The sequence below is a fragment of the Mixta tenebrionis genome (assembly GCF_006517625.1).
In the GTDB taxonomy this organism is placed as follows: Bacteria; Pseudomonadota; Gammaproteobacteria; order Enterobacterales; family Enterobacteriaceae; genus Mixta; species Mixta tenebrionis.
The window spans coordinates 173124-199629 of the sequence record NZ_VHQI01000007.1; the positions used below are offsets into that span (position 1 = coordinate 173124).

Annotated in this window: 27 protein-coding genes; 10 read left to right on the top strand and 17 right to left on the bottom strand. The window is 60.5% G+C overall.

The annotated features are described in order from the left end of the window. On the top strand, nt 1–753 hold the full coding sequence (gene loiP, locus FKM52_RS13150; protein WP_141176629.1) for a metalloprotease LoiP: 753 nt from the start codon (nt 1–3) through the stop codon (nt 751–753). Nucleotides 754–874: 121 nt separating this feature from the next. On the opposite strand, the gene FKM52_RS13155 is transcribed toward loiP, so the two are convergent. The 16 genes from FKM52_RS13155 to speA form a co-directional block, all read right to left on the bottom strand. Further along, nucleotides 875–2515 (bottom strand): thiamine pyrophosphate-binding protein, encoded by a 1641-nt coding sequence (locus FKM52_RS13155; RefSeq protein ID WP_141176630.1) that lies wholly within the window; start codon nt 2513–2515, stop codon nt 875–877. A gap of 15 nt (nt 2516–2530) precedes the next feature. Next, nucleotides 2531–4000 (bottom strand): aldehyde dehydrogenase, encoded by a 1470-nt coding sequence (locus tag FKM52_RS13160; RefSeq protein ID WP_141176631.1) that lies wholly within the window; start codon nt 3998–4000, stop codon nt 2531–2533. An 11-nt stretch (nt 4001–4011) separates the two neighbouring features. Next, complete coding sequence (locus FKM52_RS13165) at nt 4012–4782, bottom strand: aspartate dehydrogenase (protein WP_141176632.1); 771 nt, start codon at nt 4780–4782, stop codon at nt 4012–4014. 9 nt (nt 4783–4791) lie between these two features. Then, nucleotides 4792–5586, bottom strand: coding sequence for an SDR family oxidoreductase (locus FKM52_RS13170; protein ID WP_141176633.1), 795 nt, complete (start codon nt 5584–5586; stop codon nt 4792–4794). Next, entirely contained in the window at nt 5570–6340 is a 771-nt protein-coding gene (locus tag FKM52_RS13175) for an alpha/beta fold hydrolase (RefSeq protein ID WP_141176634.1), read from the bottom strand. Before FKM52_RS13175 ends, FKM52_RS13170 begins: the two co-directional genes overlap by 17 nt. Nucleotides 6341–6349: 9 nt before the next feature. Beyond that, nucleotides 6350–6874, bottom strand: coding sequence for a cupin domain-containing protein (locus tag FKM52_RS13180; RefSeq protein WP_141176635.1), 525 nt, complete (start codon nt 6872–6874; stop codon nt 6350–6352). A gap of 10 nt (nt 6875–6884) precedes the next feature. Beyond that, nucleotides 6885–8138, bottom strand: a complete 1254-nt coding sequence (locus tag FKM52_RS13185) for an MFS transporter (protein ID WP_141176636.1) — start codon at nt 8136–8138, stop codon at nt 6885–6887. A 26-nt stretch (nt 8139–8164) separates the two neighbouring features. Next, nucleotides 8165–9361, bottom strand: coding sequence for an NAD(P)/FAD-dependent oxidoreductase (locus FKM52_RS13190; protein WP_141176637.1), 1197 nt, complete (start codon nt 9359–9361; stop codon nt 8165–8167). Then, complete coding sequence (locus FKM52_RS13195; protein ID WP_141176638.1) at nt 9358–10284, bottom strand: VOC family protein; 927 nt, start codon at nt 10282–10284, stop codon at nt 9358–9360. Before FKM52_RS13195 ends, FKM52_RS13190 begins: the two co-directional genes overlap by 4 nt. A gap of 85 nt (nt 10285–10369) precedes the next feature. Continuing rightward, nucleotides 10370–11158 (bottom strand): IclR family transcriptional regulator, encoded by a 789-nt coding sequence (locus tag FKM52_RS13200; RefSeq protein ID WP_141176639.1) that lies wholly within the window; start codon nt 11156–11158, stop codon nt 10370–10372. Nucleotides 11159–11174: 16 nt separating this feature from the next. Beyond that, a complete protein-coding gene (locus tag FKM52_RS13205) occupies nt 11175–11924 on the bottom strand; it encodes an SDR family oxidoreductase (RefSeq protein WP_141176640.1) in 750 nt (249 codons plus the stop codon). Continuing rightward, on the bottom strand, nt 11924–12946 hold the full coding sequence (locus FKM52_RS13210) for an aromatic ring-hydroxylating oxygenase subunit alpha (RefSeq protein WP_141176641.1): 1023 nt from the start codon (nt 12944–12946) through the stop codon (nt 11924–11926). The genes FKM52_RS13205 and FKM52_RS13210 overlap by 1 nt, the downstream gene beginning before the upstream one ends. A gap of 11 nt (nt 12947–12957) precedes the next feature. Beyond that, nucleotides 12958–13266 (bottom strand): recombinase-like helix-turn-helix domain-containing protein, encoded by a 309-nt coding sequence (locus FKM52_RS13215; RefSeq protein ID WP_141176642.1) that lies wholly within the window; start codon nt 13264–13266, stop codon nt 12958–12960. Further along, a complete protein-coding gene (locus tag FKM52_RS13220; protein ID WP_141176643.1) occupies nt 13263–13586 on the bottom strand; it encodes a Rieske (2Fe-2S) protein in 324 nt (107 codons plus the stop codon). Before FKM52_RS13220 ends, FKM52_RS13215 begins: the two co-directional genes overlap by 4 nt. A gap of 602 nt (nt 13587–14188) precedes the next feature. Then, a complete protein-coding gene (gene speB, locus FKM52_RS13225; RefSeq protein WP_141176644.1) occupies nt 14189–15124 on the bottom strand; it encodes an agmatinase in 936 nt (311 codons plus the stop codon). Between the two features lie 174 nt (nt 15125–15298). Continuing rightward, nucleotides 15299–17275 (bottom strand): biosynthetic arginine decarboxylase, encoded by a 1977-nt coding sequence (speA, locus tag FKM52_RS13230; RefSeq protein ID WP_141176645.1) that lies wholly within the window; start codon nt 17273–17275, stop codon nt 15299–15301. A gap of 308 nt (nt 17276–17583) precedes the next feature. Here speA and FKM52_RS21715 point away from each other — a divergent pair, with 308 nt between their 5' ends. From FKM52_RS21715 to ruvX, 9 genes are all read left to right on the top strand, one after another. Further along, nucleotides 17584–17760: a hypothetical protein gene (locus tag FKM52_RS21715; protein ID WP_160249718.1), complete on the top strand. Its 177-nt coding sequence runs from the start codon at nt 17584–17586 to the stop codon at nt 17758–17760. 304 nt (nt 17761–18064) lie between these two features. Further along, nucleotides 18065–19216, top strand: coding sequence for a methionine adenosyltransferase (gene metK, locus FKM52_RS13235; RefSeq protein ID WP_141176646.1), 1152 nt, complete (start codon nt 18065–18067; stop codon nt 19214–19216). A 426-nt stretch (nt 19217–19642) separates the two neighbouring features. Then, nucleotides 19643–21040: a sugar porter family MFS transporter gene (locus FKM52_RS13240; protein WP_141176647.1), complete on the top strand. Its 1398-nt coding sequence runs from the start codon at nt 19643–19645 to the stop codon at nt 21038–21040. Nucleotides 21041–21220: 180 nt separating this feature from the next. Beyond that, nucleotides 21221–21739, top strand: a complete 519-nt coding sequence (locus FKM52_RS13245) for a SprT family zinc-dependent metalloprotease (protein WP_141176648.1) — start codon at nt 21221–21223, stop codon at nt 21737–21739. Between the two features lie 105 nt (nt 21740–21844). Continuing rightward, nucleotides 21845–22558 (top strand): deoxyribonuclease I, encoded by a 714-nt coding sequence (gene endA / locus FKM52_RS13250; RefSeq protein WP_141176649.1) that lies wholly within the window; start codon nt 21845–21847, stop codon nt 22556–22558. A 105-nt stretch (nt 22559–22663) separates the two neighbouring features. After that, a complete protein-coding gene (gene rsmE, locus FKM52_RS13255; RefSeq protein ID WP_141176650.1) occupies nt 22664–23395 on the top strand; it encodes a 16S rRNA (uracil(1498)-N(3))-methyltransferase in 732 nt (243 codons plus the stop codon). Between the two features lie 95 nt (nt 23396–23490). Then, nucleotides 23491–24435 carry a glutathione synthase gene (gene gshB, locus FKM52_RS13260; protein ID WP_141176651.1) on the top strand — a complete coding sequence of 315 codons (945 nt, stop codon included), beginning with the start codon at nt 23491–23493 and terminating at the stop codon, nt 24433–24435. A 93-nt stretch (nt 24436–24528) separates the two neighbouring features. Next, a complete protein-coding gene (locus tag FKM52_RS13265; RefSeq protein ID WP_141176652.1) occupies nt 24529–25092 on the top strand; it encodes a YqgE/AlgH family protein in 564 nt (187 codons plus the stop codon). Then, nucleotides 25092–25514 carry a Holliday junction resolvase RuvX gene (ruvX, locus tag FKM52_RS13270; RefSeq protein ID WP_181407938.1) on the top strand — a complete coding sequence of 141 codons (423 nt, stop codon included), beginning with the start codon at nt 25092–25094 and terminating at the stop codon, nt 25512–25514. The genes FKM52_RS13265 and ruvX overlap by 1 nt, the downstream gene beginning before the upstream one ends. Here the strand turns inward: ruvX and FKM52_RS13275 are convergent. Next, entirely contained in the window at nt 25477–26505 is a 1029-nt protein-coding gene (locus tag FKM52_RS13275; protein ID WP_141176654.1) for a type IV pilus twitching motility protein PilT, read from the bottom strand. The two genes, ruvX and FKM52_RS13275, sit on opposite strands and share 38 nt — an antisense overlap. Between the last annotated feature and the right edge of the window lies 1 nt (nt 26506).

Genomic DNA, 26506 nt, shown 5'->3' on the forward strand with positions numbered 1-26506 from the left:
ATGAAAATCCGCACTTGTTTTGCCGCGCTTTCCGTCGCGACGTTACTCTCCGGCTGCCAGAATTTCGACAGCGCCGCGCTGATGCAGTCCGGCGCGCAGGCCTTCCAGGCCGCAACCCTTAGCGACGAGCAGGTGAAAACCCTGAGTGAGCAATCCTGTCAGCAGATGGATAGCGAAGCGCAGATTGCCCAGGCCGGCAGCAAATATCAGCAACGCCTGGATAAAATCGCCGCGGCGCTGGGCAACAACATCAACGGCACGCCGGCTAACTACAAGGTTTACGTCACTAAAGACGTTAACGCCTGGGCGATGGCGAACGGCTGTATCCGCGTCTATAGCGGGCTGATGGATATGATGAGCGATAATGAAGTCGAAGCGGTGCTGGGCCATGAAATGGGCCACGTCGCGCTGGGCCACTCGCGTAAGGCGATGCAGCTGGCCTATGCCACTACCGCCGCGCGCACCGCCGCAGCCTCGGTGGGCGGCATTGCCGCAACGCTGTCGCAGTCCCAGCTGGGCGATCTCGGCGAGAAGCTGATCAACGCGCAGTTCTCCCAAACCCAGGAGTCGCAGGCGGATGACTACTCCTACGATCTGTTGAAAAAACGCAACATCGATCCGAATGGCCTGGTCACCAGCTTTGAAAAACTGGCGAAGCTGGAAGGCAGCCAGCAGAGCAGCATGTTTGATTCACATCCCTCTTCGGAATCACGCGCCGAGCATATCAAAGCGCGCATCGCCGCTGATAAATAAGCGTTCAGGGAGGCTGCCCGCCTCCCTGAATCCGCCAGCCAGCCAGCCAGCCAATGCTCCCTTCAGCCGCCGGCAGGTCAATTATTTTCCGCACGCTGCCGCTCTCCCTGCCCTGCACCAGTCAGTACAGCGTTTTTTGCGGCGGTCCGGCAAAACGCAGCGCGCCGATTTTATCCATACGGATTTCCACCACCGACGGCCCGCAGGTCGCCAGCGCTTCGGTCATCGCCGCCTGAAACTCCGCCGCCGCCTCTACCCGCCACGCCTGCAGGCCGACCGCCTGCGCCAGCCGGGTAAAGTCGGGCGTATGCAGTTCGTTGTAATACTGCCGGCCGCCAAAATATTTATCCTGAATGCCGCGCATTACGCCGTAGCCGCCATCGTTCATCACCAGCAGCGTAACGTTGGCCCGCTCCTGCGCCAGCGTCGCCAGCTCGCCGAGGTTGAGGCTTAGGCCGCCGTCGCCCACCAGCCCTACCACCTTGCGCTGCGGATTAGCGAGCGCGGCGCCGATCGCCATCGGCAGCCCCATGCCAATCGCTCCCGCCAGCGAATGAATATTCAACAGCGGGCCGTGAGCGCGGAATAAGCGGCTGCCCCACAGGCTGCCCGACACGGTGATATCCCGCACCAGAATGCCGTCCGCCGGCAACGCCCGATCGATGGCGTCGCTAAGCTGCGCGTAGACGCCGCACTGTTGGCGCAGCTCCTGCTCCGCCTGCGCCACCGCCTGCCGCACCTGAGTATCCCAGCGCGCGTCGCCCCATTCGCGCCCCTGCGCTTTTTCCGCCAGCGCGCCCAGCAGCGCGGCGCAGTCGGCGATCAGCGTAGCGTCCATCAGATAGTTGCGGCTGGCCGCCGCCGCATCGATATCGATCTGGATACGCGGCGTCGGCAGTTCCAGCGTCCAGGAACGGGTTTCGTTGCTGCGCAGGCGCGATCCCGCTACCAGCGTCAGATCGCAGCGGGCGATCAGCGCCTCCGTCGAGGGCGAATTATGGAAGGCGCGCAGGCTGGCGGGATGCGCATCGGGCAGGATGCCGCGCCCGTGGGTGCTGGAGATCACCGTTATCCCGGCATCCGCCAGCTTCCGCACCGCCTCGCCGGCGTGCAGCGCGCCGCCGCCCAGCCACAGCAGCGGCTGTTTTGCCGCTTTCAGCTGACGCCACAGCGCCTCTACCTGGGCCGCATCCGGCGCCGCGCCGGACAGCGGCGCCAGCGGCGCGGTAACCAGCGCGGCAGGAATCAGGCTGCTCTGAATATCGATCGGTATCTCCACGGAAACCGGGCCGCAGGGCGGCGTCTGCGCTTCCTGAATCGCTTTATGCAGGATCGCCACCGCCTGACCGGCGCTGCTGACGCGCCAGGCGCGCTTCGAGGCGGCCCGCAGAAAGCCCAGCTGATCGCGGGTTTCATGAATAAAGCCGCTATCGGCATCCAGCCAGGCCTTCTCCACCTGCCCGGTCAGATGCAGCAGCGGCGTGCCCGCGTTCATCGCCTCTACCAGCGCGCCCACCGCGTTGCCCGCGCCGGCGCCGGTGCTGGTCAGCGCCACGCCGAGGCCGGAAAAGCGCCCGTGGGCGTCCGCCATGGTGACCGCGCCCGCCTCGCCGCGCGCCGGAACGAAGCGGATCCGTTCACGCTGGCCGATAGCGTCGGCGATCGGCAGATTGTGGATGGAAATCACGCCATACAGGGCGTCAACCTGATACTGCTCAAGAGTCCTGGCGATGGCTTCGCCCACGGTAATCATTTCGCTCATTGCTCACCTTTCCTGTTAGTCGCACCAGTGGTTCACGCCATTACCTGTCGCCAGATAAACGCTTTTTTGCTGCATCCAGGCTTTCAGGCCCTGAATGCCTTTTTCGCGGCCCAGCCCGCTCTGTTTAAAACCGCCAAACGGCGTGGAGACGGCAAAGACTTTATAGGTGTTGATCCAGATCGTTCCCGCCTCAAGCTGCTCGCTCAGGCGCAGGGCGCGCCCGGTATCGCGCGTCCAGATCCCCGCCGCCAGCCCGTAGATCGAATCGTTCGCCTGGCGGATCAGATCCGCTTCATCGCTGAACGGCATCGCCACCAGCACCGGGCCGAAGATCTCCTCCTGACAGACGCGGGCGCGGTTATCCAGACCTGCAATAATGGTCGGCTGAAAATAGCTGCCCGCCGCCAGTGCCGGATCGGCCGGGATCTCGCCGCCGCACAGCAGCGTGCCGCCCTCCCGCTGCGCCAGCTGCACATACTCCATTACGCTCTGACGATGCTGCGCGCTAATCAGCGGACCGATATGCGTACCGGCGGCAAAGGGGTGGCCGACGCGCAGCGCGCGCGTCAGCTCCAGCAGGCGCGCCATCAGCGCCGGATAGATCCGCTGCTGAATAAACAGGCGCGAACCGGCGATGCAGGCCTGGCCGCCGGAGCTGAAAATGCCGTAGCAGATGCCGCGCGCCGCCTGCTCGATGTCGGCATCCTCCAGCACGATGGTGGGAGATTTGCCGCCCAGCTCCAGCGAGGCGGGAATCAGCTTTTCCGCCGCCACGTGCGCCAGATAGCGTCCGGTGGCGGTGCCGCCGGTAAAGGAGATTTTGCGCACCAGCGGATGGCGCGCCAGCGCATCGCCAATAAGCGAGCCTTTGCCCGGCAGTACGCTCAGCAGCCCGGCGGGCAGTCCCGCCTGCTCAAACAGACGCGCCAGCTCCAGCGCCATCAATGGCGTGGCCTCCGCCGGTTTCAGGATCACCGCGTTGCCGGCGGCGATGGCGGGCGCCACCTTCTGCATTTCGCTGGCGATGGGCGAATTCCACGGCGTAATCGCCGCCACCACGCCCAACGACTCGTAGCGGCTGAAGGTCAGCAGCTCCGGCTGGCGCGGCGTCGGCAGTTCCCCTTCCAGCAGTTCGCAGGCGGCGGCGAAATAGCGCGCCGTGCCCGCCGCGCTCATCACCAGAGCGCGGGTTTCCGCCAGCGGCTTGCCGTTATCGCGGCTTTGCAGCTGCGCCAGCTCATCCAGTCGCGCCTCGATCAGATCGGCGACGCGATGCAGGATCTGCGCGCGCTGGTGCGGCAGCCTGTTGCGCCAGTCAGGGTGGCGCCAGGCGCGTTCGCCGCTGGCCACCGCCTCTTCGAGATCGCTCAGGCTGGCGGCATTCAGGGCGGCGTTAAGCGTGCCGTCCGCCGGAAAATGGCTCTGCATCGGCGCGCCGCCGCCGCATCGCCATACGCCGCCGATAAAAATCTGTTGTTCTTTCATCGCATTCCCCTTCAGCGCTGCGTCAGTTCGCGGCAGGCGCGTACCGCGCTAAGCGCCGCCAGAGTGGAGGTTTTGGGATTGTTTGCCAGCGGCAATCCGCTCAGCTCAAGGTGAAACTCGCCAAACAGCCCCTGCGCATAGAGCGTGTGGGTATTGCGCCGCGTGGCCGGATCGGCCATCAGCTGGACGCGGGTGTCATCCATGCCGATGCCGCCGAGCGCGATAGTCGCCGCCACGTTGGCGTTGGCGGGAAACAGCCGCGCCGCTTCACGGGCGCTGCCCTCAAAAAAGATCTGCGCCTCGCTGACGGCGTGCAGATCGATAAGCTGTTCCGCGTAGCTGCCGCGCCAGCTGAGCGGGTTTTTACGCGCCCGATAGGTGACCTGCTGCAGGCCGCCCTCTTTCGCCGCCGCCAGCCCGTCAATACCCGCCACCGCGCCGGCAAGCAGCGACAGCCTGCCTCCGGCGTGCTCAAGGCGCTGCTGCAGCGCAGCATCCGCCAGCGCGCCGGTTGAGACAATCGCCAGATGCCAGCCGCGATGCAGAATCGCCTCGCCATACTGCGCCACCGCCTGCTGGCTGGCGCACTCCAGCACCAGATCGGGCGCCTGCGCGCAATCCTGCGGCAGCAGCAGCGGCTGCACATGGTTGCCGAAGCGCGCGCGGATCGCCGCATGATGATGCGCCCGCGCCACGATCCAGCCGACAGAGACCTGCGGAGGCAAGCGTTCGAGCACCGCCTGCGCCATCGCGCCATAGCCGATCAGCATGATCTTTTTCATCGTGATTCCTTACAGATGGCGGCAGAAGCCGCCGGAAACGTCCAGCGCCGCGCCGGTGGTAAACGAGGCGAGCGGCGAGGCGAGAAACAGCAGCGCCTGCGCCGGCTCCTGCGGTTTCCCCAGCCGCTGCATCGGAATACCGCGCCGGCGAGCGATATCCGCCGTCCACTCGCCCCAGCTCTGCTGCTTATCGCTGCGGTCTGCAAAGCGCCGCCGCCACTGCCCCGACTCCACCATGCCCAGCAGAATGGAATTAACACGGATCCCTTTGCCCACCAGCTCTTTAGATAACGTCAGCGTCATATTGAGCAGCGCGGCGCGCGCCGCCGAGGTGGCGATCATGTGCTCCTCCGGCTGCAGCGCCAGCAGCGAGTTGACGCAGGTAATGGAGGCGATATCGGAGCGTTCCAGCAGCGGCAAGAAAGCCTGAACCGGATTGATTACGCCAAACAGCTTCAGCTCCGCCTCATGCAGCCAGGCGCTGCGCGGCGTAGCGGCAAAGTGCGCCACATAGCCCTGGCCGGCGTTGTTAATCAGCATATCGGCGGCGCCAAAGCGCGCCTGTACCGCCTCAGCGAACGCCGCCACCTGATCTTCCTGCAATACGTCGCAGCAGCAGGCGAAGATATCGCCCTGCGGATATTCGTTCAGCAGCGCCGCCTGCGCGCTGGCCAGCCGATCCCGATCGCGTCCGCAAAAGGCCACCTTCGCCCCCTCGCCCAGCAACAGGCGCAGCGTTTCAAAGCCGATGCCCGATGAACCGCCGGTGACCACCGCCACGCGCTCTTCAATCTGTGCCTTCATTCCGCACCTCTTCCATTACCCTTAACAGCTGTTGATTAAATTGCGCCGCGTTATCGAGATAGCTGGCGTGACCAGCGTCAGGAATCAGCCGGCAGCGCATGCCGTAGCGTTGCGCCAGCGCCCTGGCCTGGGCAGGCGGCGTAATGCTGTCCTGCGCGCCGCACCAGACTTCAAACGGCTTGTTCCAGCGGCTCAGCCAGCGATGGATATCGTCATGGGCCAGCATCCAGGCGGCGGCCAGGAATCCTTCGGCGCGCAGCCGCCGCATGCCGCTGGCGACGGTGGCGATATCCTCCGCACTGGCATCGGGCCGCAGCAGCCTGGCGGCGCGCGTCTGCGCCAGCGTCTCGCCGCCCAGCGCTATCTGCTGCTCTCTGCTGCGCCACACCTGCTCGCGCCGCTCCGCATCCGCCGCGCCGTAGCCCTGCGCCGGATCGGCCAGCACCAGCGCGATAACGCGTTCTGGAAAGCGCGCGGCAAAGGCGGCGGCAACCAGCGCGCCGAGCGAATGCCCAACCAGCACCGTTCGCTGCACGCCCTGACGATCCAACAGCGCCGCCAGCGCCTGCGCATAGTCGCCCGCCAGCGCCTTTTCCTGCGTCAGCGGCGGGCTGACGCCATAGCCGGGCATCTCCCAGGCCACTACGCGGCAACCCGGCAGCGCCAGCTGTTTATGCCAGGCGGCAGCGCCGGAGCTGATGCCGTGCAACAGCGTCAGCGCCGCGCCGCTCCCCTGCTCAAGCCAGTCGGTCATCGCGCCTCCTTAGCTACGTTTAACGCTGGCCAGCGGATGATCTTGCGGGTAGGTAGGAATGTGCGGCTTCTGCGTGCCGAGCATGACGCACATCAGCGCCTCTTCTTCGCCGTGGTTGAACAGCCCGCGGTAGATGCCCGCCGGCACGGAGATCAAATCGCGCTCGCGCAGGATGGTTTCCAGGTAGTTATCGCCATCCTTGATCATCAGCGTGATGGTGCCTTTCAGCATAAAGAACACTTCTTCCACATCGTCATGCAGATGCAGCGGCCCTTCGCACTTCGCCGGCAGCACCATGGTGGAGAAGGTGAAATGCTCCGCCGGCACGGTGTTGCTGTCGCTGGCTACGCCGGTCGCCCCGGTGCCGATATAGCGCATCTGGGCGCGGCGGTATTTGGCATCGTAATCGGCCTGAAACTTCAGCGCGTTCCAGTCATATTTGCGCCCCTCGAAGCGGGCGATGCGCGATTCGACCCACTCTTCCATGGTCAGGTGCGCCGGTTTGATGCCTGGATTCAGGGTGGTATCACTCATGATTATCTCCTCAGTAACGTGTCAGCAGCGGCAGCAGCAGAACGCAGCCCAGCGCCGCCATAATGGTCAGAAAGATCAGGCCGGAATCCATGTTTTGCGTAGCGGCGATCAACGCCCCCATCACCGCCGGCGACAGCGCGCCGGCAAAGTTGCCCAGCCCGTTAAAGATGCCGCCCGCCGTCGCGCTGACGTGCGGATGGGTCGCTTTCGCCAGCAGCGCGAAGATATTTGGCGCGCCGGTGCCCCACATAAAGGTGCTGAAGCTCATCGCGGCGATTACCGCCAGCGGCGTGCTGAGCTGCATCACCGCCGCCAGCCCCAGCGCCGCGCCCGCCAGCGCGATAAAGCAGGCGGCGGCGCGCCGGTTAACGCGATCCGACAGCCAGGCGCCCAGCACCTCGCCGATCAGCATGGCGATAAAGGGCATGGAAGAGAGCCAGCCCGCATGTTCAAGATGAATGCCTTTGCCCTTAATCAGGTAGCCGGGCAGCCAGCCGTTGATGCCCCACAGGTAGGTCAGGAAAGCGATATTGAAAATGCAGATCATCCAGAAATGGGCGCTGACCAGCAGCTGACGACGCGCGGCGCGGCGCGCCGGTGGCGGAATGGCGGCCCGGTCGGCGGGCGACAGGCGAATACCGCGCAGGCCGCTGCGTACCAGCGCCAGCACCGGCAGGGTTAACAGCGCCATAGCAAAAAAGGTGCTCTGCCAGCCGAAGGTGTTCAGCAGCCACAGCGACAGCGGGAAACCGATAGCGGCGCCCACCGGCGTGCCGAGCAGCCAGAGCATGGTGGCGCGCGCCTGCAGCCGCTGCGGAAAGGTGTGGCGCACGATAGCGAACGCCAGCGGAAACAGCGGCCCTTCCGCCACGCCCAGCAGGATGCGCAGCGTTACCATCACCGCATAGTTATGGGTTAACCCCATCAGCACCATCAGTACGCACCACGCCGCCATCATGCCGCTCAGCAGGCGCAGCGGCGCAATGCGGTCGCCCAGGCCGCTTAGCAACACCGAGGAAAAACCGTAGCTCAGCAGAAAGGCGCTCATCAGGATGCCGAGGCGCGTGGTATCGAAATCGATGCCCATCGCCTGCTGGAAACGCGCATCGGAAAAGAGCGCGGCGATGCTGATCTTATCGAAGAAGGCCAGCAGCACGCAGGCCAGCAGCGCCAGCGGGATTGCCCAGCGAATCGGTTTTTCCGGCGTGCAGCTATCCTCACCGCCGGTCGCTGTGGACGCGGTGTTTGTCTCAAATGTGGTCATATTTCCCCCTGCGGGTTAAGCCATCTTCAACGCAGCGACATCAGCGAAAACGCGGGATCCTCCAGCGGCGCCTGCGACAGATCGCGCCCGGCGGCCATCCAGCGTTTCGCCAGCCTGACGGCGCGCGCATCGTTAAACGCCACCAGCTGGTTCAGCACGCCGTCGGCGCCGAGGGAAAAGTAGAGATTGCCCTGCGGCGTCTGGCGCACCCGACTAAGGCTGCCGGGCTGCGGAACGCCGAGAATCTGGATGTTGTGCTGATATTGATCTGACCAGAGCCACGGAATATCGTCATAGCCGGGCGCCGCCGCGTTCAGCATCGCTCTGGCGGCAGCGATAGCCTGATTCTGCGCAAACGCCCATGACTGCAGCGAGATGCCATAGCGCGGATGCTGCGCCACGTCGCCGGCGGCGAAAATAGCCGCATCGGACGTTCGGCCCTGCGCGTCAACCACGATGCCGCGTCCGATAGCCAGCCCGGCCTGCTGCGCCAGCGCCAGATTCAGCTCGACGCCGATACCCACCACCACCGCATCAAACGGCTCACGCTGCCCGTCGCACTGTATTACCGGCCTGCCGCCCTCATCCTCCAGCTCCAGCGCGCCGCAGCCGCAGCGGATATCCACGCCCTGCGCGCGGTGCAGCTGATGCAGCGCCGCCGAAACCTCAGCGTTTACCGAGCGCATGCAGAGCGCCGGCTGCTGCTCAAACAGGCTGACCGCCACGCCGCTGCGGCGCGCCGAGGCGGCGATCTCCAGCCCGATCCAGCCGCCGCCGACGATAGCCAGCCGCTGCGTACGGGCAAGGCAGGCTTTCAGCCGCTGCGCATCCTGCCAGTGACGCAGCGTGTAGACCTGCGGATGCTGTCGCCAGGCGGCGTCCGGCAGCCGCGCCTGACCGCCGGTGGCGATCAGTAGCTGGTCATAGGCCAGCCGCTCGCCGTTGCTCAGCAGCACGCTTTTCGCAACGCGATCGATCGCTTCCGCGCGCAGCGGACGATACCAGCGCAGATCGAGCGCCTGCTGCGCTTCGACGCTGAACAGGCGCGGCAGCGCGGCATCCGGCTCCAGCAGCGCGCGCTTGGAGAGCGGCGGGCGCTCATAGAAATCCCAGGGTTCATCGGCCACTACCGCGATCTCGCCGCGAAAGCCTTCGTCGCGCAGGGTTTTCGCCGCCCAGCCGCCCGCCTGGCCGCCGCCGATAATCACGATGCGCGCCGTCATACCGCCTCCGGCTTTTTCTGCTGGCGGCGGGTATCGTGATCGATGCCGCCCTCCACCGCCCATTCGGTAAAGGAGACCAGCGAATGCTCCAGCTCGCGCGCGCGCCAGTTCTCCGTCAGATAATCGTCGTTGGTGTAGTATTCGAACGCGCCGCCGGTGGGGCTGTTGACGTACCAAAAGTAGGCGGAGGAGACCGGATGGCGGCCCGGCCCGATAAAGGTGCTCCAGTGGTTTTTGTTCATCGCAATGCCGCCGCCGATCACCTCATGTATATCGCGCACGGTAAAGGCGACGTGGTTCAGCCCGCGCTTACGATTCGGCAGCTGGAGCAGAAACAGATTATGATGGCCGCCGCGCGCCTGAGTGCGCAGAAAAACGGCGCGGTTAACGTAGCGATCGGAAACCTGAAAGCCGAGGATATCGCGATAGAACGCCTCTACCGCCGCCAGCTCCTCTACAAAAAACACTACGTGTCCGATATTAATCGGCTCGGCGCGGTCGTAAACCGGACTGGGCCTGTCCACGCGGCGCATATCGCCCCACTGGTTAATCGGCTCGACGTTAAGCTGTACCGCCGTCTGCTGCGTCACCTGGATACGCAGCGTCATACCGTTAGGATCGCGGCACTCCAGCACCTCTTCCGTGGCGCGAAAGCCGGGCTGCTGCGCCAGCTTTGGCCGCAGCGCCTCCAGCGCCGCACGATCGGCCACGCCCCAGGTCATACGGCGCAGCGTGTTGCCCGGCTCAAACGCCGGGGGCAGATCGGGGCTGTCAATGGGGCTAAGCTCCAGGCGCGCCCCGCTGAGCGTGGTAAATTGATGCCCGCTGGCATCTCTGGTCAGGCCGAAATCACCCATAAATTTGGCGCAGTGGCTCAGGTTATCAACGCCAAACTCCAGCTTTTCAATTCCCGTTACACGCATTGGTTGCCTCTTTACCGTTCAGTCGCCCGGATTTGGGCGTAGAGATTGCCCGACGCAGTGAAGCGCCTGTTTTTAACCGATTGAATTAACTGGCTTTTGACAAATAACCCAGCAAGCCAGAGATTTTATCCGCCGCGAGGCGCACCTCATTTTGCAGCCGCTCGCGCGCGCTGTGCGGCACCTCTCCCGACGGCACCAGAATGCTCACTACCGCCGCCACGCCTCCGCTGCGGTTAAATACCGGATAGACAATGGAGGAGATGCCGTGGCGGAAAAAGGATTCGCCAATCACATAGCCGCGCGCTTTATCCTGCTGCACCATCTGCCAGAGCGTTTCACGGTTATCCAGCCGATCGGGCGCGTTGCCCGGCAGCCGCTCCTGCGGAAAGAGCTGTTCGAACTCGGCGCGCGTCACATCGGTCAACAGCATGCGCCCCAGCGAAGTGCAATGTGCCGGCAGACGGGTGCCGATGCTGACCTGGTTGATGCGCGAACCGGCGGCGCTGACGCGGGCGATATAGATGATGTCGCGCCCGTCGCGGATCGCCAGATGGCTGCTGCACTCGCTGCTGTCGCGCAGCTGTTCGATAACCGGCTGTCCCACCTGCGCCACATCCAGCGAGGCGATATATTCAAACCCCAGCCGCAGCACGTTCATCCCCAGCGCAAAGGTGCTGGTGCGCGGGTTACGCTGCAGAAAGCCCATATACTCCAGCGTCTGCACCACGCGGTACGCCGTCGCCTTCGGCATATCCACCAGCCGGTGCAGCTCGGCGAAGGTCAGTTCGCGGTGCTGTCCGCCAAACGCCAGCAGCAGCTGCAGGCCGCGCTCCAGGCCCGGCACCAGATATTTAATCTCCTGCTGATTCGCCATAGCGCCTCCGCAATAGTCAGTTAAAGACGAAGCCGCCGTTGACCGGAATCAGCTGCCCGGTAACAAAACGCGCCAGATCGCTCAGCAGCCACAGCGCGCTGCCGGTGACATCCTCCGGCAGCTGCGCGCCGCTCAGCGCGCGCCCGTTTTCATACAGCTGGTGGCGCTCCGCCGGCACATATTCCGTCGCTTCAACGCGGGTCAGGCCCGGCGCGATGGCGTTGATACGGATGCGTTTTGCCCCCAGCTCACGCGCCATCGAGCGCGTCATGGCGATCACCGCGCCCTTGCTGGCGACATAGGCCATCAGGCGCGGCGCGCCCCACAGCGCGGTGTCGGACGCCAGGTTAACAATGCCGGAGCCGGGCGGCATCAGCGGTACGGCGGCGCGCGTCACCAGCCAGGTGCCCTTAACGTTTACCGTCATCACCCGATCCCACAGCGCCGGGTCATAATCAAACATATCTTCGCCGCCGACGCCGGTCGCCAGCGCCGCGTTATTCACCAGGCCATCAATCGCGCCCTGCGCGCCAATCGCAGCAAAGGCGCGTTCAATCTGGCGCCCGTCGGCCAGATCGATCTGGTACGTCTCTACAGGATGCCCCGCCTGGCGCAGACGCTGGGCGCTTTCCGCCAGCTCGCCTTTCAGGATGTCGCACATCACCACGCGCGCGCCCTGCTCTGCGCACGCCGCAGCGAAGGCGTAGCCCAGCCCGCGCGCGGCGCCGGTAATCACGATACGTTTATCCTGCAGCAGGCCGCTCATCAGGCGGCTCCCTGCTGCGCTTCGCGTTGCGCCAGCTGCTCTTTCGCCGCCTTCTGCATCATGCGGCGCAGGCGCGACAGGCCGACATCGTGCTGATAAAGATATTCATGTTCACGCGCCTCCGGCGCGAGGTTTTCCAGCACCACGCGGTCCTGCTCCAGCACCTCCCAGTGCAGTTTTTCCAGTCGGTTGCGGTAGATAAAGCGCCAGAGATCGCGCTGCCAGCCCTGCACGCGGCGGATACGCCAGAAAAACACCCGGCAGCGATCGTTATCTTCCGGCACCACCATGCCGACGATCCAGAAGTGACCGCCCGGCCCAAAGCGCTTTTTGTAAGGGATAGAGAGGCGCATCCAGCAGGCGCCGCTGATGCCCAGCTCCACCCAGTCGAAGTTGACGCCGCTCTGCCCTTTTTTCTCGAAGATGAAACCGGTTTGCGTCGGCTGCAGCACCATTTCCGCCTGGCGATCGCCTTCCGCCATCGAGTGCGAGGAGGAGTGCAAATAGGTGCCGTGCATCGGGTCCATAACGTTTTCCAGCGCGTACTGGTAGTTGCACTGCCAGGCGGCGGTACAGAGGAAATGGCTGTAGCTTTCGCTATCCGCCAGCTCCTGCGGAAAGCTCAGCGCATCCGGCTGATGTTCTGCAGTGACGCCAAACCAGAGGAATATTGCGCCGTGCGCTTCCTGCACCTGATAGCTGCGCACGCACTGCTGCCCCACCAGCGGGCAGCGATCCACCGCGGGCACGCTTTTTACCTCGCCGTCGCCGGCGACTTCTACGCCGTGATACCAGCAGGCGATGCGATCGCCGAGGTTCCAGCCCATCGACAGGCGGGCGCCGCGATGCGGGCAGCGATCTTCCAGCGCCTGCACCTGACCATCCTGATTGCGCCATACCACGATCTGCTCACCGAGACGGGTGATGCCAACCGGCGCCGACTGAACTTCCCAGCTCGCCAGCACCGGATACCACAGACCGCGCAAGCCCTTATCGAGATAGTGTTGAACTGCCGTCGTCATCGCCTTCCTCCTCAGTAGCCGTTAGCCTGTAAAAATGCCTGAAAGCTGGCTTCGCTCCACGCTTCGCCCTGCTGGTCATACATTTTGTGCGCGTTTAAGCCGCTTACCAGCGCCGGCAGCGTTTCCGCGCCCTGCTCGAACAGCTCTTCCAGCTGCGCGATTAGCGCCAGCTCCCAGCTCTCCGGCGCGCGGCTGCGCGTTTGCCAAATCAGGTTCTGATAGGCGCCCGGCTTGTGAATGGTGCCGTTGCCGCCCTCTTTCGGCGGCGTGAACTGGCGGCTTTCCGGCAGCGCCGGGTTGAACTCCAGGGCTGTGCTCATGAAACGCTCTCCTCAATAAAGGCGATCTGGATTTGCTCCCCGTCGATGCGCAGCGGATAGCGCTGCAGGCTACGCCCGCCCGGCCCGTGCAGGCACTGCCCGGTTTTCAGATCGAACACCGCCTCATGCAGCGGACATTCGACTTTGCCATCCTCGACGAATCCCTGGCTCAGCAGCGCGTAGGCATGAGGGCAAATATCTTCAAGCGCGTAATATTCGCCGTCCACCAGATAAATGCCGATCTCTTTACCGGCCACTACGCCGCCCCAGGGAAAATCTTCCTGCACCTGTTCTGTATTACATACGCCTATCCAGCTCATCGCGATCCTCCAGGCTTTTGTTTCATATATGAAACTTTGTTTCTTATTTAATACGGCCAATATAAAAGCGGTGAAGGTTTCGTCAAGGGTTAAAGTAAATATTTTGTTAAAACGATTACTTTTAATTAACCGATTGTGGTGACGATCACGAAAAGCGGCGGAAAAAATAAATATCCCGGCGCAGTAAAATTCCGCAACGGAATAATCAGCGCGGTGAAATAAGGTTTCACTGGTGAAACGAAAAATAAATTTTTACTTATAAAACAGAGAGTTTCACCTGTTAACCAATTTACACTAGTAACTATTAGCAATGAGGGTTAAATAATAAAAAGCGAGAACGGCGAGAAAAATAAAACCGGCGGCATGGGAAAAAGAGAGACGATATTACCAAAGCGGCAGCGACAGCCGGTTATTGCTCTGGGGAAAAGAGCGGAGGATATAAAGTTCTGGTTGCGCCTTATGCCGCCGACAGCAATATTAATATGCCTTTTAATATCAGGCGGCGCGGCACAGGTTAAGGCGGTAAATTAAGATAATCCTCAGAATAATCGCAGTGAAATAACCGGGCGCCGCCGCACGGCAGCAGGCAGCGGCGCCAGAAATTAGCCTTTATTCGCCTTATTCACCGCCTGTACGTGCAGCATATCCAGCGCGATGGTCGCTGCCGCTAGCGAGGTAAGATCGGACTGATCGTAGCCCGGCGCCACCTCAACCAGATCCATGCCGACAATATCTAACCCCTGCAGGCCGCGGATCAGCTTCAGCGCCTTGTCGGTAGTCAGACCGCCGATAACCGGCGTGCCGGTGCCTGGCGCATGCGCCGGATCGAGGCAGTCGATATCGAAAGTCAGGTAAACCGGCATATCGCCGACGATCTGTTTTACCTGCGCCAGGATATCATCCACGCCGCGATCGTTAACCTGCGCCGCATCCAGCACCTGATAGCCGAGATTTTTATCAAATTCGGTGCGAATGCCGATCTGTACCGAACGTTCCGGCGCAATCAATCCTTCCTGCGGCGCATGATGGAACATGGTGCCGTGGTCGAAGGTCGGGCCGTTGGAGTAGGTGTCGGTGTGGGCATCGAAATGCACCAGCGCCATCTTGCCGAAGTGCTTCGCGTGGGCGCGCAGCAGCGGCAGCGTGATGTAGTGATCGCCGCCGAAGGTCAGCATCCGCTTGCCGCTGGCCAGCAATTTTTCCGCGTGCGCCTGCAGCTTATCGCTCAAATCCTGCGAATCGCCGAAGGCGTAAACCAGATCGCCGCAGTCAATGATGTTCAGACGCTGGCGCAGATCGAAATCCCACGGCCAGCGACAGCCTTCCCACGCCAGGTTGGTGGAGATCTGACGAATCGCTCCCGGCCCCATACGGCTGCCCGGACGTCCTGAGGTGGCAGCGTCAAAAGGAACGCCGGTAATGACCCACTCAGCATCGCTGTCGTAAGGCTGGAAATTGACGGGCAGACGCAGGAAGCCGAAGGCGTTGGAAACCAGCGAGTTATCGTACTGATGGCCTAAGGCGTTGGTGTTATTCATAGCAACTCCCTCTGTTTATGGCGGCGAGGCCGACATGCTGTTCAGATGAAAAAAAATCCCCTCCGCGTCGTTAAACCCGACGAGGAAGGGATTGATGGGTATTCTGCGGCGATTATCGCTGCGCGGCGGCGCGGCGGCAACGGCATTTTTTGACGCCCGCCGCCGCATCGTCGCTTATTCGTCTTCTAAATAGGTATAGCCGTAGAGGCCCGCCTCGAACTCTTCGAGGAACTGCGCGCGCAGCTCTTCGTCAAGCTCGGTCTGTTTAACCTGAGTGCGGAACAGATCCAGCAGCTCCTGCGGATTCAGCTGCACATACTCCAGCATATCGGCCACCGTATCCCCTTCGTCGGAAAGCTGCACTTCCACGCTGCCGTCCTGGAAGGCGTAGACGTCCACCGCCTCGGTATCGCCGAACAGGTTATGCATGTTGCCGAGAATTTCCTGATAGGCGCCAACCATAAAGAAGCCGAGCATCGGCGGATTATCCGCGTCGTACTGCGGCATCGGCATGGTGGTGGCGATGCCGTCGCCGTCCACGTAATGATCGATGGTGCCGTCGGAGTCGCAGGTGATATCCAGCAGCACCGCGCGACGTTCCGGCTTTTTGTTCAGCCCTTCCAGCGGCAGCACCGGAAACAGCTGATCGATGCCCCAGGCATCCGGCATCGACTGGAACAGCGAGAAGTTGACGTAAATTTTATCCGCCATGCGCTCCTGCAGCTCATCGATAATCGGCCGATGGGCGCGGTTGCTGGGATCCAGATGCTGCTGGATATAGTGGCAGATGCTCAGATAGAGCTGCTCCGCCCAGGCGCGCTGGCCGAGATCGTAGGTGCCCTGCGAATAGCCGGTATGAATATCGTGCAGATCCATCTGGCTGTCGTGCAGCCACTCGCGCAGCGAACGGCGCGTGTTCGGCTCATGCATCTCCTGCCAGGTTTCCCACATGCTGAGCAGCGGGCGCGGCGCATCCTCTTCTGGCGCGCTGGGCGTGCTGAACTCGTTACGCTCCACGCCGATAATATTAGAAACCAGCACCGTATGGTGCGCGGTCACCGCGCGGCCCGATTCGGTTATTACCGTCGGATGCGGCAGGCCGTGCTCCTCGCAGGCGTCGCCAATCGCCCAGATAACGTTGTTGGCATATTCGTTCAGGCCGTAGTTTACCGAGCAGTCGGACTGCGAACGCGTGCCCTCATAGTCCACGCCGAGGCCGCCGCCGACGTCGAAGCAGTGAATATGTACGCCCAGCTTCGCCAGTTCGACATAGAAGCGCGCCGATTCACGCACGCCGGTCGCGATATCGCGAATATTCGCCATCTGCGAACCGAGGTGAAAGTGCAGCAGCTGCAGGCTGTCGAGACGTCCGGCGTTGCGCATAATTTCCACCAGCTGCAATACCTGCGAGGCGGAAAGGCCGAATTTCGATTTCTCGCCGCCGCTCGACTGCCACTTGCCGGAGCCTTGCGAAGCCAGACGCGCGCGGATGCCGAGACGCGGCACCACGTTCAGGCGCTCCGCCTCTTCCAGCACCAGTTTTACCTCGGTCATTTTTTCAATCACCAGGTAAACCTTGTGGCCCATCTTCTCGCCGATCAGCGCCAGACGGATATATTCACGATCTTTATAGCCGTTACAGACGATGACCGTACGCGTTTTGCCCGCGTGCGCCAGCACCGCCATCAGCTCAGCTTTCGAACCCGCCTCCAGCCCCAGCGGTTCGCCGGAGTTGATCAGCGATTCAATCACGCGCTTATGCTGGTTAACCTTGATGGGGTAAACCAGGAAGTAATCGCCCTGATAGCCGTAGGATTCACGCGCGCGCTTGAAGGCGGCGTTAATTGAACGCAGGCGGTGCTGCAGAATCTGCGGGAAGCAGAACAGCGCCGGTAAACGCTGGCCGTCAGCCTCGCGTTCTTTTACCAGGCGGGCGAGATCGACGCGCACTTCCGGCATATCCGGATCGGGGCAGACGCTGATATGCCCCAGTTCGTTGACGTCGTAATAGTTGTTGCCCCACCAGGCAATGTTATAGGTGCGCAGCATTCTGCTGGCATCTTGATCGCTCATCGCCACCTCCTGCATCGAGCGCAGTCCACCCTGTTCGCCTGCTGACGAACCCTTGATATTCTTCATGTCGTCAGACATCGCGAACCTCAACGTTAACCAGTGTTGCAGAATAATTAACAACTATCGCAGTTTGGCGCGACCATAACAAGCCGCCGCCCGGCGCGGTTGCCAGCATAAAATGCTGATTTACCGCTTTAAGCCTCTGCCGTACAGATTCAGTGTAAAACACGTCGCCGAACTCCAGGTTACGGGACAAATAAAGCGCAGCCGGCCTTCAGCGGGGCTGAAAGCAGCCAGTTAAAACTGTAGCAAGTTAACCTGCGCTCGTGTCGTGATGATTACCGAAACACAAAAAACTTCGGTAAAAAAGGCTGGCGGAAGAACAAATGGAAAAAGACCTGCGCACATCAGCTGTGCTGCGGAGCGAACCGGAAGAAAGGATAAAAGCCTGGTTCATTACTCGTATCATCTCCACACATGCCGGGCATGTGGAAAAAAGGCCTGAGGTGAAATCAGATCGCAATCTGATGAGTGAAACGCGCGAGCGTTATCTTTTTCGCTGAAAACAGCAGCCGCGTTTTATACCGTTCAACGCGCTAAAATGCAAAAACAAATTGTGCATTCTGGAATCGCTGTCAGGAAATTTTGCCAGGGTTGATGAATCAGAAAATGCGCGGCAAGAAAGAAAAAGGACTGGTAATTCGCTGAAGGTGTAACCTAAAATGGACGTCCAGATGTTAATCCGTCTAAACTGATTAACTTCTGTACTGCTCACGGCTTTGCCTGAAGGGGCGTCGGGTCAGGTTAAGCCTTTCTCCTGCACCAGGCAGTGACTTATTAAACCGTTTTAGTAAGGTAACGAATAAAATGGCTAAACACCTTTTTACCTCCGAGTCCGTATCAGAGGGACATCCTGATAAAATCGCCGACCAGATTTCAGACGCGGTGCTTGATGCGATCCTCGCTCAGGATCCCAAAGCGCGCGTAGCCTGCGAAACCTATGTGAAAACAGGCATGGTGCTGGTTGGCGGTGAAATCACTACCAGCGCCTGGGTTGATATCGAAGAGATCACCCGCCAGACCGTGCGCGACATCGGCTATGTTCACTCCGATATGGGCTTTGACGCTAACTCCTGCGCCGTACTGAGCGCCATCGGCAAACAGTCTCCGGATATCAATCAGGGCGTTGACCGCACCGATCCGCTGGAGCAGGGCGCGGGCGATCAGGGCTTGATGTTCGGCTATGCCACCAACGAAACCGACGTGCTGATGCCGGCGCCGGTTACCTACGCGCATCGTCTGGTGCAGCGTCAGTCTGAAGTGCGTAAAAACGGCGCGCTGCCGTGGCTGCGTCCGGATGCGAAAAGTCAGGTAACCTTCCAGTATGACGACGGCAAAATCGTTGGTATCGATGCCGTGGTGCTTTCTACCCAGCATTCCGAAGAGGTTACGCAGGAAACGCTGAAAGAAGCGGTAATGGAAGATATCATCAAGCCGGTGCTGCCGACCGCATGGCTGAACGCCAGTACCAAATATTTCATCAACCCAACCGGACGCTTTGTTATCGGCGGCCCCATGGGCGACTGCGGCCTGACCGGACGTAAAATCATCGTCGATACCTACGGCGGTATGGCTCGTCACGGCGGCGGCGCGTTCTCCGGTAAAGATCCATCTAAAGTTGACCGTTCAGCGGCGTACGCGGCACGTTACGTGGCGAAAAACATCGTAGCGGCTGGCCTGGCCGATCGTTGCGAAATCCAGGTCTCTTACGCCATTGGCGTTGCGGAACCGACCTCCATCATGGTGGAAACCTTCGGCACCGAAAAAATCGCCACCGAGCAGCTGACGCTGCTGGTGCGCGAGTTCTTCGATCTGCGTCCCTACGGCCTGATTCAAATGCTGGATCTGCTGCAGCCGATCTATCGCGAAACCGCGGCCTACGGCCATTTCGGGCGCGAACACTTCCCGTGGGAAAAAACCGACAAAGCGCAGCAGCTGCGCGACGCGGCCGGTCTGTAAACGTTTTTCACCGCCCTTTCCAGCGGCGGTAGCTTCAACTCAAGGGGCAGGCGCTGCCCCTTTTTTATCCCCGCAGTTTTCATTTCACCAGCTACACTTTTGGTTGCCTGTATATAGCAGCGCTATGATAACGCTTACAAAATGAAAGGCCTTATATATCTGCGATTTAGGATTTAATCGCGGATGTATTTTGTCGGAAAATGCGTTATTTTCAGCGTCGTCTGATACCTGATTAACACAGGTATGTCAGAATATTAACAGGTGCTATACCTTACTGGTTATTTAGCCGCGTTCAGGCGATAAATGCTGGATTTCAGGGTCCCGGCAAGTGTAACCGATTACACCTCTGTGATCCGTCTCACTTTTCGCGCCTCGCCGGTTACTTAACATTGATAATTACAATGATGGATACTATTCGGAGGCGATATGCCTGGTAATACCCACAAAGGCAGAACGTCAAACAAGGTCATGACCTTATTTGTCTGCTTTCTTGCTGCACTTGCCGGCCTGCTGTTTGGCCTGGATATCGGCGTTATCGCCGGTGCTCTGCCCTTTATCGCGAAGGACTTTAACGTTACCAGCCATCAGCAGGAGTGGATCGTCAGCTCGATGATGTTCGGCGCGGCGATCGGCGCGATCGGCAGCGGCTGGATGTCTTCGCGTCTGGGACGTAAAAAAAGCCTGATGGCCGGCGCGATCCTGTTCGTAATCGGCTCGCTCTGGTCGGCGATGGCGCCGAACCCGGAAATGCTGATCGCCGCCCGCGTGGTGCTGGGCCTCGCCGTTGGCGTCGCCTCCTATACCGCGCCGCTTTACCTGTCGGAAATCGCGCCGGAAAAAATCCGCGGCAGTATGATCTCGCTCTATCAGCTGATGATTACCATCGGGATCCTTGGCGCCTACCTTTCCGATACCGCCTTCAGCTATACCGGCAACTGGCGCTGGATGCTGGGCGTGATTACCCTTCCCGCCGTGCTGCTGCTGGTTGGCGTGTTTTTCCTGCCGAACAGCCCGCGCTGGCTGGCGGCAAAAGGCCACTTTCGCGACGCGCAGCGCGTGCTGGATCGCCTGCGCGATACCAGCGAGCAGGCGAAGCGTGAGCTGGATGAAATTCGCGAAAGTCTGAAGATCAAACAGAGCGGCTGGAGCCTGTTCCGCGACAACAGCAATTTCCGCCGCGCGGTGTTCCTCGGCGTGCTGCTGCAGGTGATGCAGCAGTTTACCGGTATGAACGTCATCATGTACTACGCGCCGAAAATCTTTGAAATCGCCGGATTCAGCGACACCAGGGAGCAGATGTGGGGGACGGTCATCGTCGGCCTGATTAACGTGCTGGCAACCTTTATCGCCATCGGTCTGGTAGATCGCTGGGGACGTAAGCCGACCCTGACGCTGGGCTTCCTGGTGATGGCCGCCGGGATGGGCATTCTGGGCACCATGCTGCATATGGGCATCGAATCGCCAGGCGCGCAATATTTCGCTATCGCCATGCTGCTGATGTTTATCGTCGGTTTCGCCATGAGCGCCGGCCCGCTGATTTGGGTACTCTGCTCGGAAATTCAGCCGCTGAAAGGACGTGACTTCGGGATTACCGTGTCCACCACCACGAACTGGATCGCCAACATGATCGTCGGCGCCACCTTCCTGACGATGCTGACTACGCTGGGCAACGCTAACACCTTCTGGGTTTACGCCGGCCTGAATATTCTGTTTATCATCTTTACCGTCATGCTGATCCCGGAGACGAAAAACGTCTCGCTGGAGCACATTGAACGTAACCTGATGTCAGGCAAAAAACTGCGCGATATCGGCTCTCACGATTAACCAGCGCACGCTATAAACCAACGCGCAAGGGAATGCGCAGGCCGAACCGGCAGGGATGCCGTGCTTTGCGCCCTGGCGCAGGCGTCAGGTTCCCGGTTAACTCTCCTGTTTTCAACGATATATAGTTCCGCACTTCTCGCCCATTGTTTTCTCCGCTAGCGCACCGTATGCTTGCCCGCTATGAAACCCGTTCGCCTTCCTGTCGCTCTGCAACAGGCGCTGTTGCGTTCACTGCGCGAAAAACTGCAGCAGGCTAATCAGCGTCTCAATCGTCATTACCCGGAGCCGCGGCTCGTCTGGCAGCAGCGCGGCACCGCCGCCGGCACCGCCTGGCTGGAGAGCTGGGAAATCCGCCTTAACCCGGTTTTGCTGCTGGAAAATCAGCAGGCTTTTATTGATGAAGTTGTGCCGCACGAGCTGGCGCATCTGCTGGTATGGCGCCATTTTGGCCGCGTTGCGCCGCACGGCAAAGAGTGGAAATGGATGATGGAAACCATACTGGAGACGCCTGCGCGCCGTACCCACCAGTTTGCCATCGCCTCGGTGCGCGGCAAGGTTTTCCCCTACCGCTGCCGCTGCCAGCAGCACCATCTGACCGTGCGCCGCCATAACCGCGTGCTGCGCGGCGAAAGCGAATATCGCTGCGTTCGCTGCGGCGAACTGCTGCAGCCGGGCGACTATTCCGGCGAGACGCAGTAGGAACTGGCCGCCCTTTCCTGCAGCTTCCGCAACCTTTTACCATTCCGACGGCCGCTGCAATCTGATACGCTGCGCGCTCTTTTTTATCAGTTACAGAAATGGAATATGTCGCGCAAATTTCTCTTTAGCATCGCATTTAGCGCCCTGCTCGCTCCGCTGGCCGCTCACAGCATGAGCGTCAAAACGTATCATCAAAACAATTTTCAGCAGGCGAAAATCGTCTCCGCCCAGATCAACGCCGATGCGCCGGGATCTTTTTACTGCGGTTGTAAAATCACCTGGCAGGAAAAAAAGGGCATTCCCGATCTCGCCTCCTGCGGCTATCAGGTGCGTAAGAACGCTAACCGCGCTAACCGTATTGAATGGGAGCATGTGGTTCCCGCCTGGCAATTTGGTCACCAGCGCCAGTGCTGGCAGGAAGGCGGACGTAAAAATTGCAGCAAAGATGAAGGCTATCGCCAGATAGAATCCGATCTGCATAACCTGCAACCGGCCATCGGCGAAGTGAACGGCGATCGCGGCAACTTCCTGTTCAGCCAGTGGAACGGCGGCGAACACCAGTACGGCCAGTGCGGGATGAAGATCGATTTCAAAAACAAACTGGCAGAACCGCCGGCGCGCGCACGCGGCGCTATCGCCCGCACTTATTTCTATATGCGTGACCGCTACCAGCTGCGCCTTTCCCGTCAGCAAACACAGCTGCTGGAAGTCTGGGATAAACAATATCCGGTAAGCGCGTGGGAGTGCGAAAGGGATAAGCGCATCGCGAAAATTCAGGGCAATCATAATCCCTGGGTACAGCGCGCTTGCCAGCGCTAAAAGCGCTGCCCTAAACTAAAAAAATCCGGGCGGCGGGCTGTTAACGCCTGCCGTCCCCGCTTTTTACGCCGTGCGCCTGCGCGGCCAGCTATTATCAGGAACGTCATGCGAAAACCCCGCATTTATCATCCCGAAACCTTAACGCCAGGCCAGCAGATCGCCCTGAGCGAGGACGCCGCCGGCCACGTTGGCCGCGTATTGCGCATGGGCAGCGGCCAGGCGCTGGAATTGTTCGATGGCAGTAATCTGGTTTTTGACGCAGAGATTTTACGCGTCGATAAGCGCAGCGTAACGGTTAAAATTCTGCAAAGCCGCGCGGAAAGCCGCGAATCACCGCTACATCTGCATCTCGGCCAGGTCATGTCGCGCGGTGAAAAAATGGAATTTACTATCCAAAAATCGATTGAACTGGGGGTAAATGTTATTACCCCCTTGTTTTCTGAGCGCTGCGGCGTAAAGCTGGACGCGGAACGGCAGGCGAAAAAGATTCAACAGTGGCGCAAAATCGCCGTCGGCGCCTGTGAACAGTGCGGGCGCAACCTGGTGCCGGAAATTCGCGAGGCGATGACGCTGGAAGCCTGGTGCGCCGAGCAGGATAGCGCGCTGAAGCTGAATCTGCACCCGCGCGCGCAGCACAGCATCAACACGCTGCCGCAGCCGGTGGAGCGGGTTCGCCTGCTGATTGGCCCGGAAGGCGGGCTTTCGGCGGAAGAGATCGCCATGACCGGACGCTACGGTTTCACCGATATTCTGCTGGGCCCGCGCGTGTTACGAACTGAAACTACCGCGTTAACCGTAATTACCGCGCTTCAGGTCAGGTTTGGCGATCTGGGTTAAGCTTGCATAAGCGGCCCATTGCGTTAAGCCGATAAAAAGAATTTATGCCAACCTGCGGCAAGCGGCATACTGACCGCCCGATCGAGGAGAACAGAATGATTAAGCTTGGCATCGTCATGGATCCGATTACGACGATCAATATTAAAAAAGACTCCAGCTTCGCAATGCTGCTGGAAGCACAGCGCCGCGGTTACGAAATCCATTATATGGAGATGAACGATCTTTATCTGCGCGGCGGCGTTGCCAGAGCCCGTACCCGCACGCTGAGCGTTGAGCAGAATTACGATAAGTGGTTTGAATTCGGCAGCGAACAGGATATTCCGCTGTCTGATCTGCAGGTCATTCTGATGCGTAAAGATCCGCCTTTCGACACAGAATTTATCTACGCAACCTATATGCTGGAGCGTGCCGAAGAACAGGGCGTGCTGATCGTCAATAAACCGCAGAGCCTGCGCGACTGTAACGAGAAGCTTTTCACCGCCTGGTTCGCTGAACTGACGCCCGATACGCTGGTCACCCGCGATGCGAAACGTATCCGCGAATTCTGGGGCCAGCATGGCGATATCATCCTCAAGCCGCTGGACGGCATGGGCGGCTCCTCTATTTTCCGCGTGAAGCAGGACGACCCGAACGTGGCGGTAATTATCGAAGCGCTAACCAACCACGGACATTTCTTCTGCATGGCGCAGAACTATCTGCCGGCCATCAAAGAGGGCGATAAACGCGTGCTGGTAGTGGATGGCGAACCGGTGCCTTACTGTCTGGCGCGTATTCCGCAATCAGGAGAGACGCGCGGCAACCTGGCCGCCGGCGGACGCGGCGAAGCGCGCCCGCTGAGCGAAAGCGACTGGGAAATTGCACGGCGCGTCGGCCCGGCGCTGAAAGCGAAAGGCCTGATCTTTGTCGGCCTGGATATTATCGGCGATAAGCTGACCGAAATTAACGTGACCAGCCCGACCTGTATTCGTGAAATCGAAGCCGCCTTCCCGGTATCCATCACCGGTATGCTGATGGATGCGATCGAGAAGCGCCTGGCGTGACGCTGAACGGGGCGTTTGCCCCGTCTTAAACCTGTTAACCGCCTCTGCAGCACGCTGCCGTTAAGCCGTTAACCCGTATTCAGACGAGTGAGAATGAATTTACAGCACCATTTTTTGATTGCGATGCCCGCTCTTCAGGATCCGCTCTTTAAACGCTCGGTGGTCTATATCTGCGAGCATAATCCAGAGGGCGCGATGGGTATTATCGTTAATAAGCCGATAGAGAACCTGACGATTGAAGGCATCCTGACTAAATTAAAAATTACGCCTGCGCCGCGCGATCCGCAGATCAAGCTGGATAAGCCGGTGTTTTCCGGCGGCCCGCTGGCGGAGGATCGCGGCTTTATTCTGCATTCCGCCCAGCGCACCTTCTCCTCCAGCATTCGCATCTCCGATACCACGGTGATCACCACTTCGCGCGACGTGCTGGAATCGATCGGCACCGCAGAGCAGCCGGATCAGGTGCTGGTCGCGCTGGGCTACTGCGCCTGGGAGAAAGATCAGCTGGAAGGCGAACTGCTGGAGAACGCCTGGCTGACCACGCCCGCCAACAGCAATATTCTGTTCCAGACGCCGATAGCCGAACGCTGGCGCGAAGCGGCGAAAAGCATCGGCGTCGATATCCACAACATGACCAGCGAAGCGGGACACGCCTGATGAGCAGCATGACTCTTCTGGCATTCGATTTCGGCACCAAAAGCATCGGCGTGGCGGTCGGCCAGCAGCTAACCGGCACCGCGCGCCCGCTGAACGCGCTGAAGGCGCAGGACGGCATCCCAAACTGGGAGCAGATCGAACGCCTGCTGCAGGAGTGGCAGCCAGCGCGTGTCATTGTTGGCCTGCCGCTGAATATGGACGGCAGCGAACAGCCGCTGACCGCCAGAGCGCGCAAATTTGCCAACCGTCTGCATGGCCGTTTCGGCGTACAGGTTGTGCTGCATGACGAGCGCCTGAGCACGGTTGAAGCGCGCGCCGATCTGTTTGCCCGCGGCGGCTATAAAGCGCTGACCAAAGGCAGCGTGGATTCGCTCTCAGCGGTCATTATCCTGGAAAGCTGGTTTGAGAACCTGCCGGCATAGCGACCAGCCCCTGCTGCTGTCTCTGCCGCAGGCTCTGCTCAAAAGTTTGCATGCCGGACTGCATACCGGTTTGCAGCAGCCCGCCAATCTGATGCGTTTTTCCCTCGCGAATCAGGTTAGCAATGGCTGGCGTATTGATCAGCACCTCATACAACCCGATGCGCCCGCCCTCCCGCGCCGCCACCAGCCGTTGAGCAACCACCGCCTTCAGGCTGCCCGCCAGCTGGCTGCGCACCAGATTTTTCTGCTCGGACGGGAAGACATCGATTAATCGATCGATAGCCTGCGCCGCGCCGCGCGTATGCAGCGTCGCCAGCACCAGATGGCCCGTCTCCGCCGCCGTTAGCGCGAGGCCGATGGTTTCCAGATCGCGCAGCTCGCCCAGCAAAATCACGTCGGGATCTTCGCGCAGCGCCGCGCGCAGCCCCTGCTGGAAGCTGCGGCAGTGCTGACCGATCTGCCGCTGCTGGATCAACGATTCACCGCTGGCATGAATAAACTCAATGGGATCTTCAAGCGTAATGATATGCTGCGCGCGCTGCCGGTTAATAGCGTCAACCATTGCGGCAAGGGTGGTGGATTTACCGCTGCCGGTAGCGCCGGTAATCAGGATCAGGCCATCCTGCTGCGCCAGCAGCGCGGCGACGCTGTCGGGAAGCCGCAGCGCCTCCAGCGTCGGGCTGCGGCCGGCAATGGCGCGCAGCGCCAGCGAGAGGCCATGGCGTTGATGAAACAGGTTAGCGCGCAGCCGCTGTCCGCTGGCGGTGGCGATGGCGAAATCAACGTGCCCGTCAATCTCCAGGCGGCGGCGCTGGCGGGCATCGAGCCAGCGGCGGCACAGCGCCTCCAGCTGCGTCGTCGACAGCGGCGTTTGGTTGGGAATCGGCTGCAGTACGCCGTCGCGGCGCCAGTACGGCAAATGTCCGCTACAAAGGTGCAGATCGGCGGCATTATGCTTTACACTAAGGGCCACGATTTTCTCCACATCCATG

Excerpts from the sequence above, each read along its gene's own strand:
- FKM52_RS13245 (WP_141176648.1), top strand. The coding sequence starts at position 21,221 with ATGAAACCCGTTCGCCTTCCTGTCGCTCTGCAACAGGCGCTGTTGCGT.
- ruvX (WP_181407938.1), top strand. The coding sequence starts at position 25,092 with ATGAGCAGCATGACTCTTCTGGCATTCGATTTCGGCACCAAAAGCATC.
- FKM52_RS13205 (WP_141176640.1), bottom strand. The coding sequence starts at position 11,924 with ATGAGCGGCCTGCTGCAGGATAAACGTATCGTGATTACCGGCGCCGCG.
- FKM52_RS13200 (WP_141176639.1), bottom strand. The coding sequence starts at position 11,158 with ATGGCGAATCAGCAGGAGATTAAATATCTGGTGCCGGGCCTGGAGCGC.
- rsmE (WP_141176650.1), top strand. The coding sequence starts at position 22,664 with ATGCGAAAACCCCGCATTTATCATCCCGAAACCTTAACGCCAGGCCAG.
- FKM52_RS13210 (WP_141176641.1), bottom strand. The coding sequence starts at position 12,946 with ATGACGACGGCAGTTCAACACTATCTCGATAAGGGCTTGCGCGGTCTG.
- FKM52_RS13175 (WP_141176634.1), bottom strand. The coding sequence starts at position 6,340 with ATGACCGACTGGCTTGAGCAGGGGAGCGGCGCGGCGCTGACGCTGTTG.
- FKM52_RS13180 (WP_141176635.1), bottom strand. The coding sequence starts at position 6,874 with ATGAGTGATACCACCCTGAATCCAGGCATCAAACCGGCGCACCTGACC.
- FKM52_RS13265 (WP_141176652.1), top strand. The coding sequence starts at position 24,529 with ATGAATTTACAGCACCATTTTTTGATTGCGATGCCCGCTCTTCAGGAT.
- speB (WP_141176644.1), bottom strand. The coding sequence starts at position 15,124 with ATGAATAACACCAACGCCTTAGGCCATCAGTACGATAACTCGCTGGTT.
- FKM52_RS13195 (WP_141176638.1), bottom strand. The coding sequence starts at position 10,284 with ATGCGTGTAACGGGAATTGAAAAGCTGGAGTTTGGCGTTGATAACCTG.
- FKM52_RS13185 (WP_141176636.1), bottom strand. The coding sequence starts at position 8,138 with ATGACCACATTTGAGACAAACACCGCGTCCACAGCGACCGGCGGTGAG.
- FKM52_RS13170 (WP_141176633.1), bottom strand. The coding sequence starts at position 5,586 with ATGAAGGCACAGATTGAAGAGCGCGTGGCGGTGGTCACCGGCGGTTCA.
- loiP (WP_141176629.1), top strand. The coding sequence starts at position 1 with ATGAAAATCCGCACTTGTTTTGCCGCGCTTTCCGTCGCGACGTTACTC.
- FKM52_RS21715 (WP_160249718.1), top strand. The coding sequence starts at position 17,584 with ATGGAAAAAGACCTGCGCACATCAGCTGTGCTGCGGAGCGAACCGGAA.
- gshB (WP_141176651.1), top strand. The coding sequence starts at position 23,491 with ATGATTAAGCTTGGCATCGTCATGGATCCGATTACGACGATCAATATT.
- FKM52_RS13215 (WP_141176642.1), bottom strand. The coding sequence starts at position 13,266 with ATGAGCACAGCCCTGGAGTTCAACCCGGCGCTGCCGGAAAGCCGCCAG.
- FKM52_RS13165 (WP_141176632.1), bottom strand. The coding sequence starts at position 4,782 with ATGAAAAAGATCATGCTGATCGGCTATGGCGCGATGGCGCAGGCGGTG.
- FKM52_RS13155 (WP_141176630.1), bottom strand. The coding sequence starts at position 2,515 with ATGAGCGAAATGATTACCGTGGGCGAAGCCATCGCCAGGACTCTTGAG.
- FKM52_RS13220 (WP_141176643.1), bottom strand. The coding sequence starts at position 13,586 with ATGAGCTGGATAGGCGTATGTAATACAGAACAGGTGCAGGAAGATTTT.
- FKM52_RS13275 (WP_141176654.1), bottom strand. The coding sequence starts at position 26,505 with ATGGATGTGGAGAAAATCGTGGCCCTTAGTGTAAAGCATAATGCCGCC.
- FKM52_RS13240 (WP_141176647.1), top strand. The coding sequence starts at position 19,643 with ATGCCTGGTAATACCCACAAAGGCAGAACGTCAAACAAGGTCATGACC.
- FKM52_RS13160 (WP_141176631.1), bottom strand. The coding sequence starts at position 4,000 with ATGAAAGAACAACAGATTTTTATCGGCGGCGTATGGCGATGCGGCGGC.
- FKM52_RS13190 (WP_141176637.1), bottom strand. The coding sequence starts at position 9,361 with ATGACGGCGCGCATCGTGATTATCGGCGGCGGCCAGGCGGGCGGCTGG.
- speA (WP_141176645.1), bottom strand. The coding sequence starts at position 17,275 with ATGTCTGACGACATGAAGAATATCAAGGGTTCGTCAGCAGGCGAACAG.
- endA (WP_141176649.1), top strand. The coding sequence starts at position 21,845 with ATGTCGCGCAAATTTCTCTTTAGCATCGCATTTAGCGCCCTGCTCGCT.
- metK (WP_141176646.1), top strand. The coding sequence starts at position 18,065 with ATGGCTAAACACCTTTTTACCTCCGAGTCCGTATCAGAGGGACATCCT.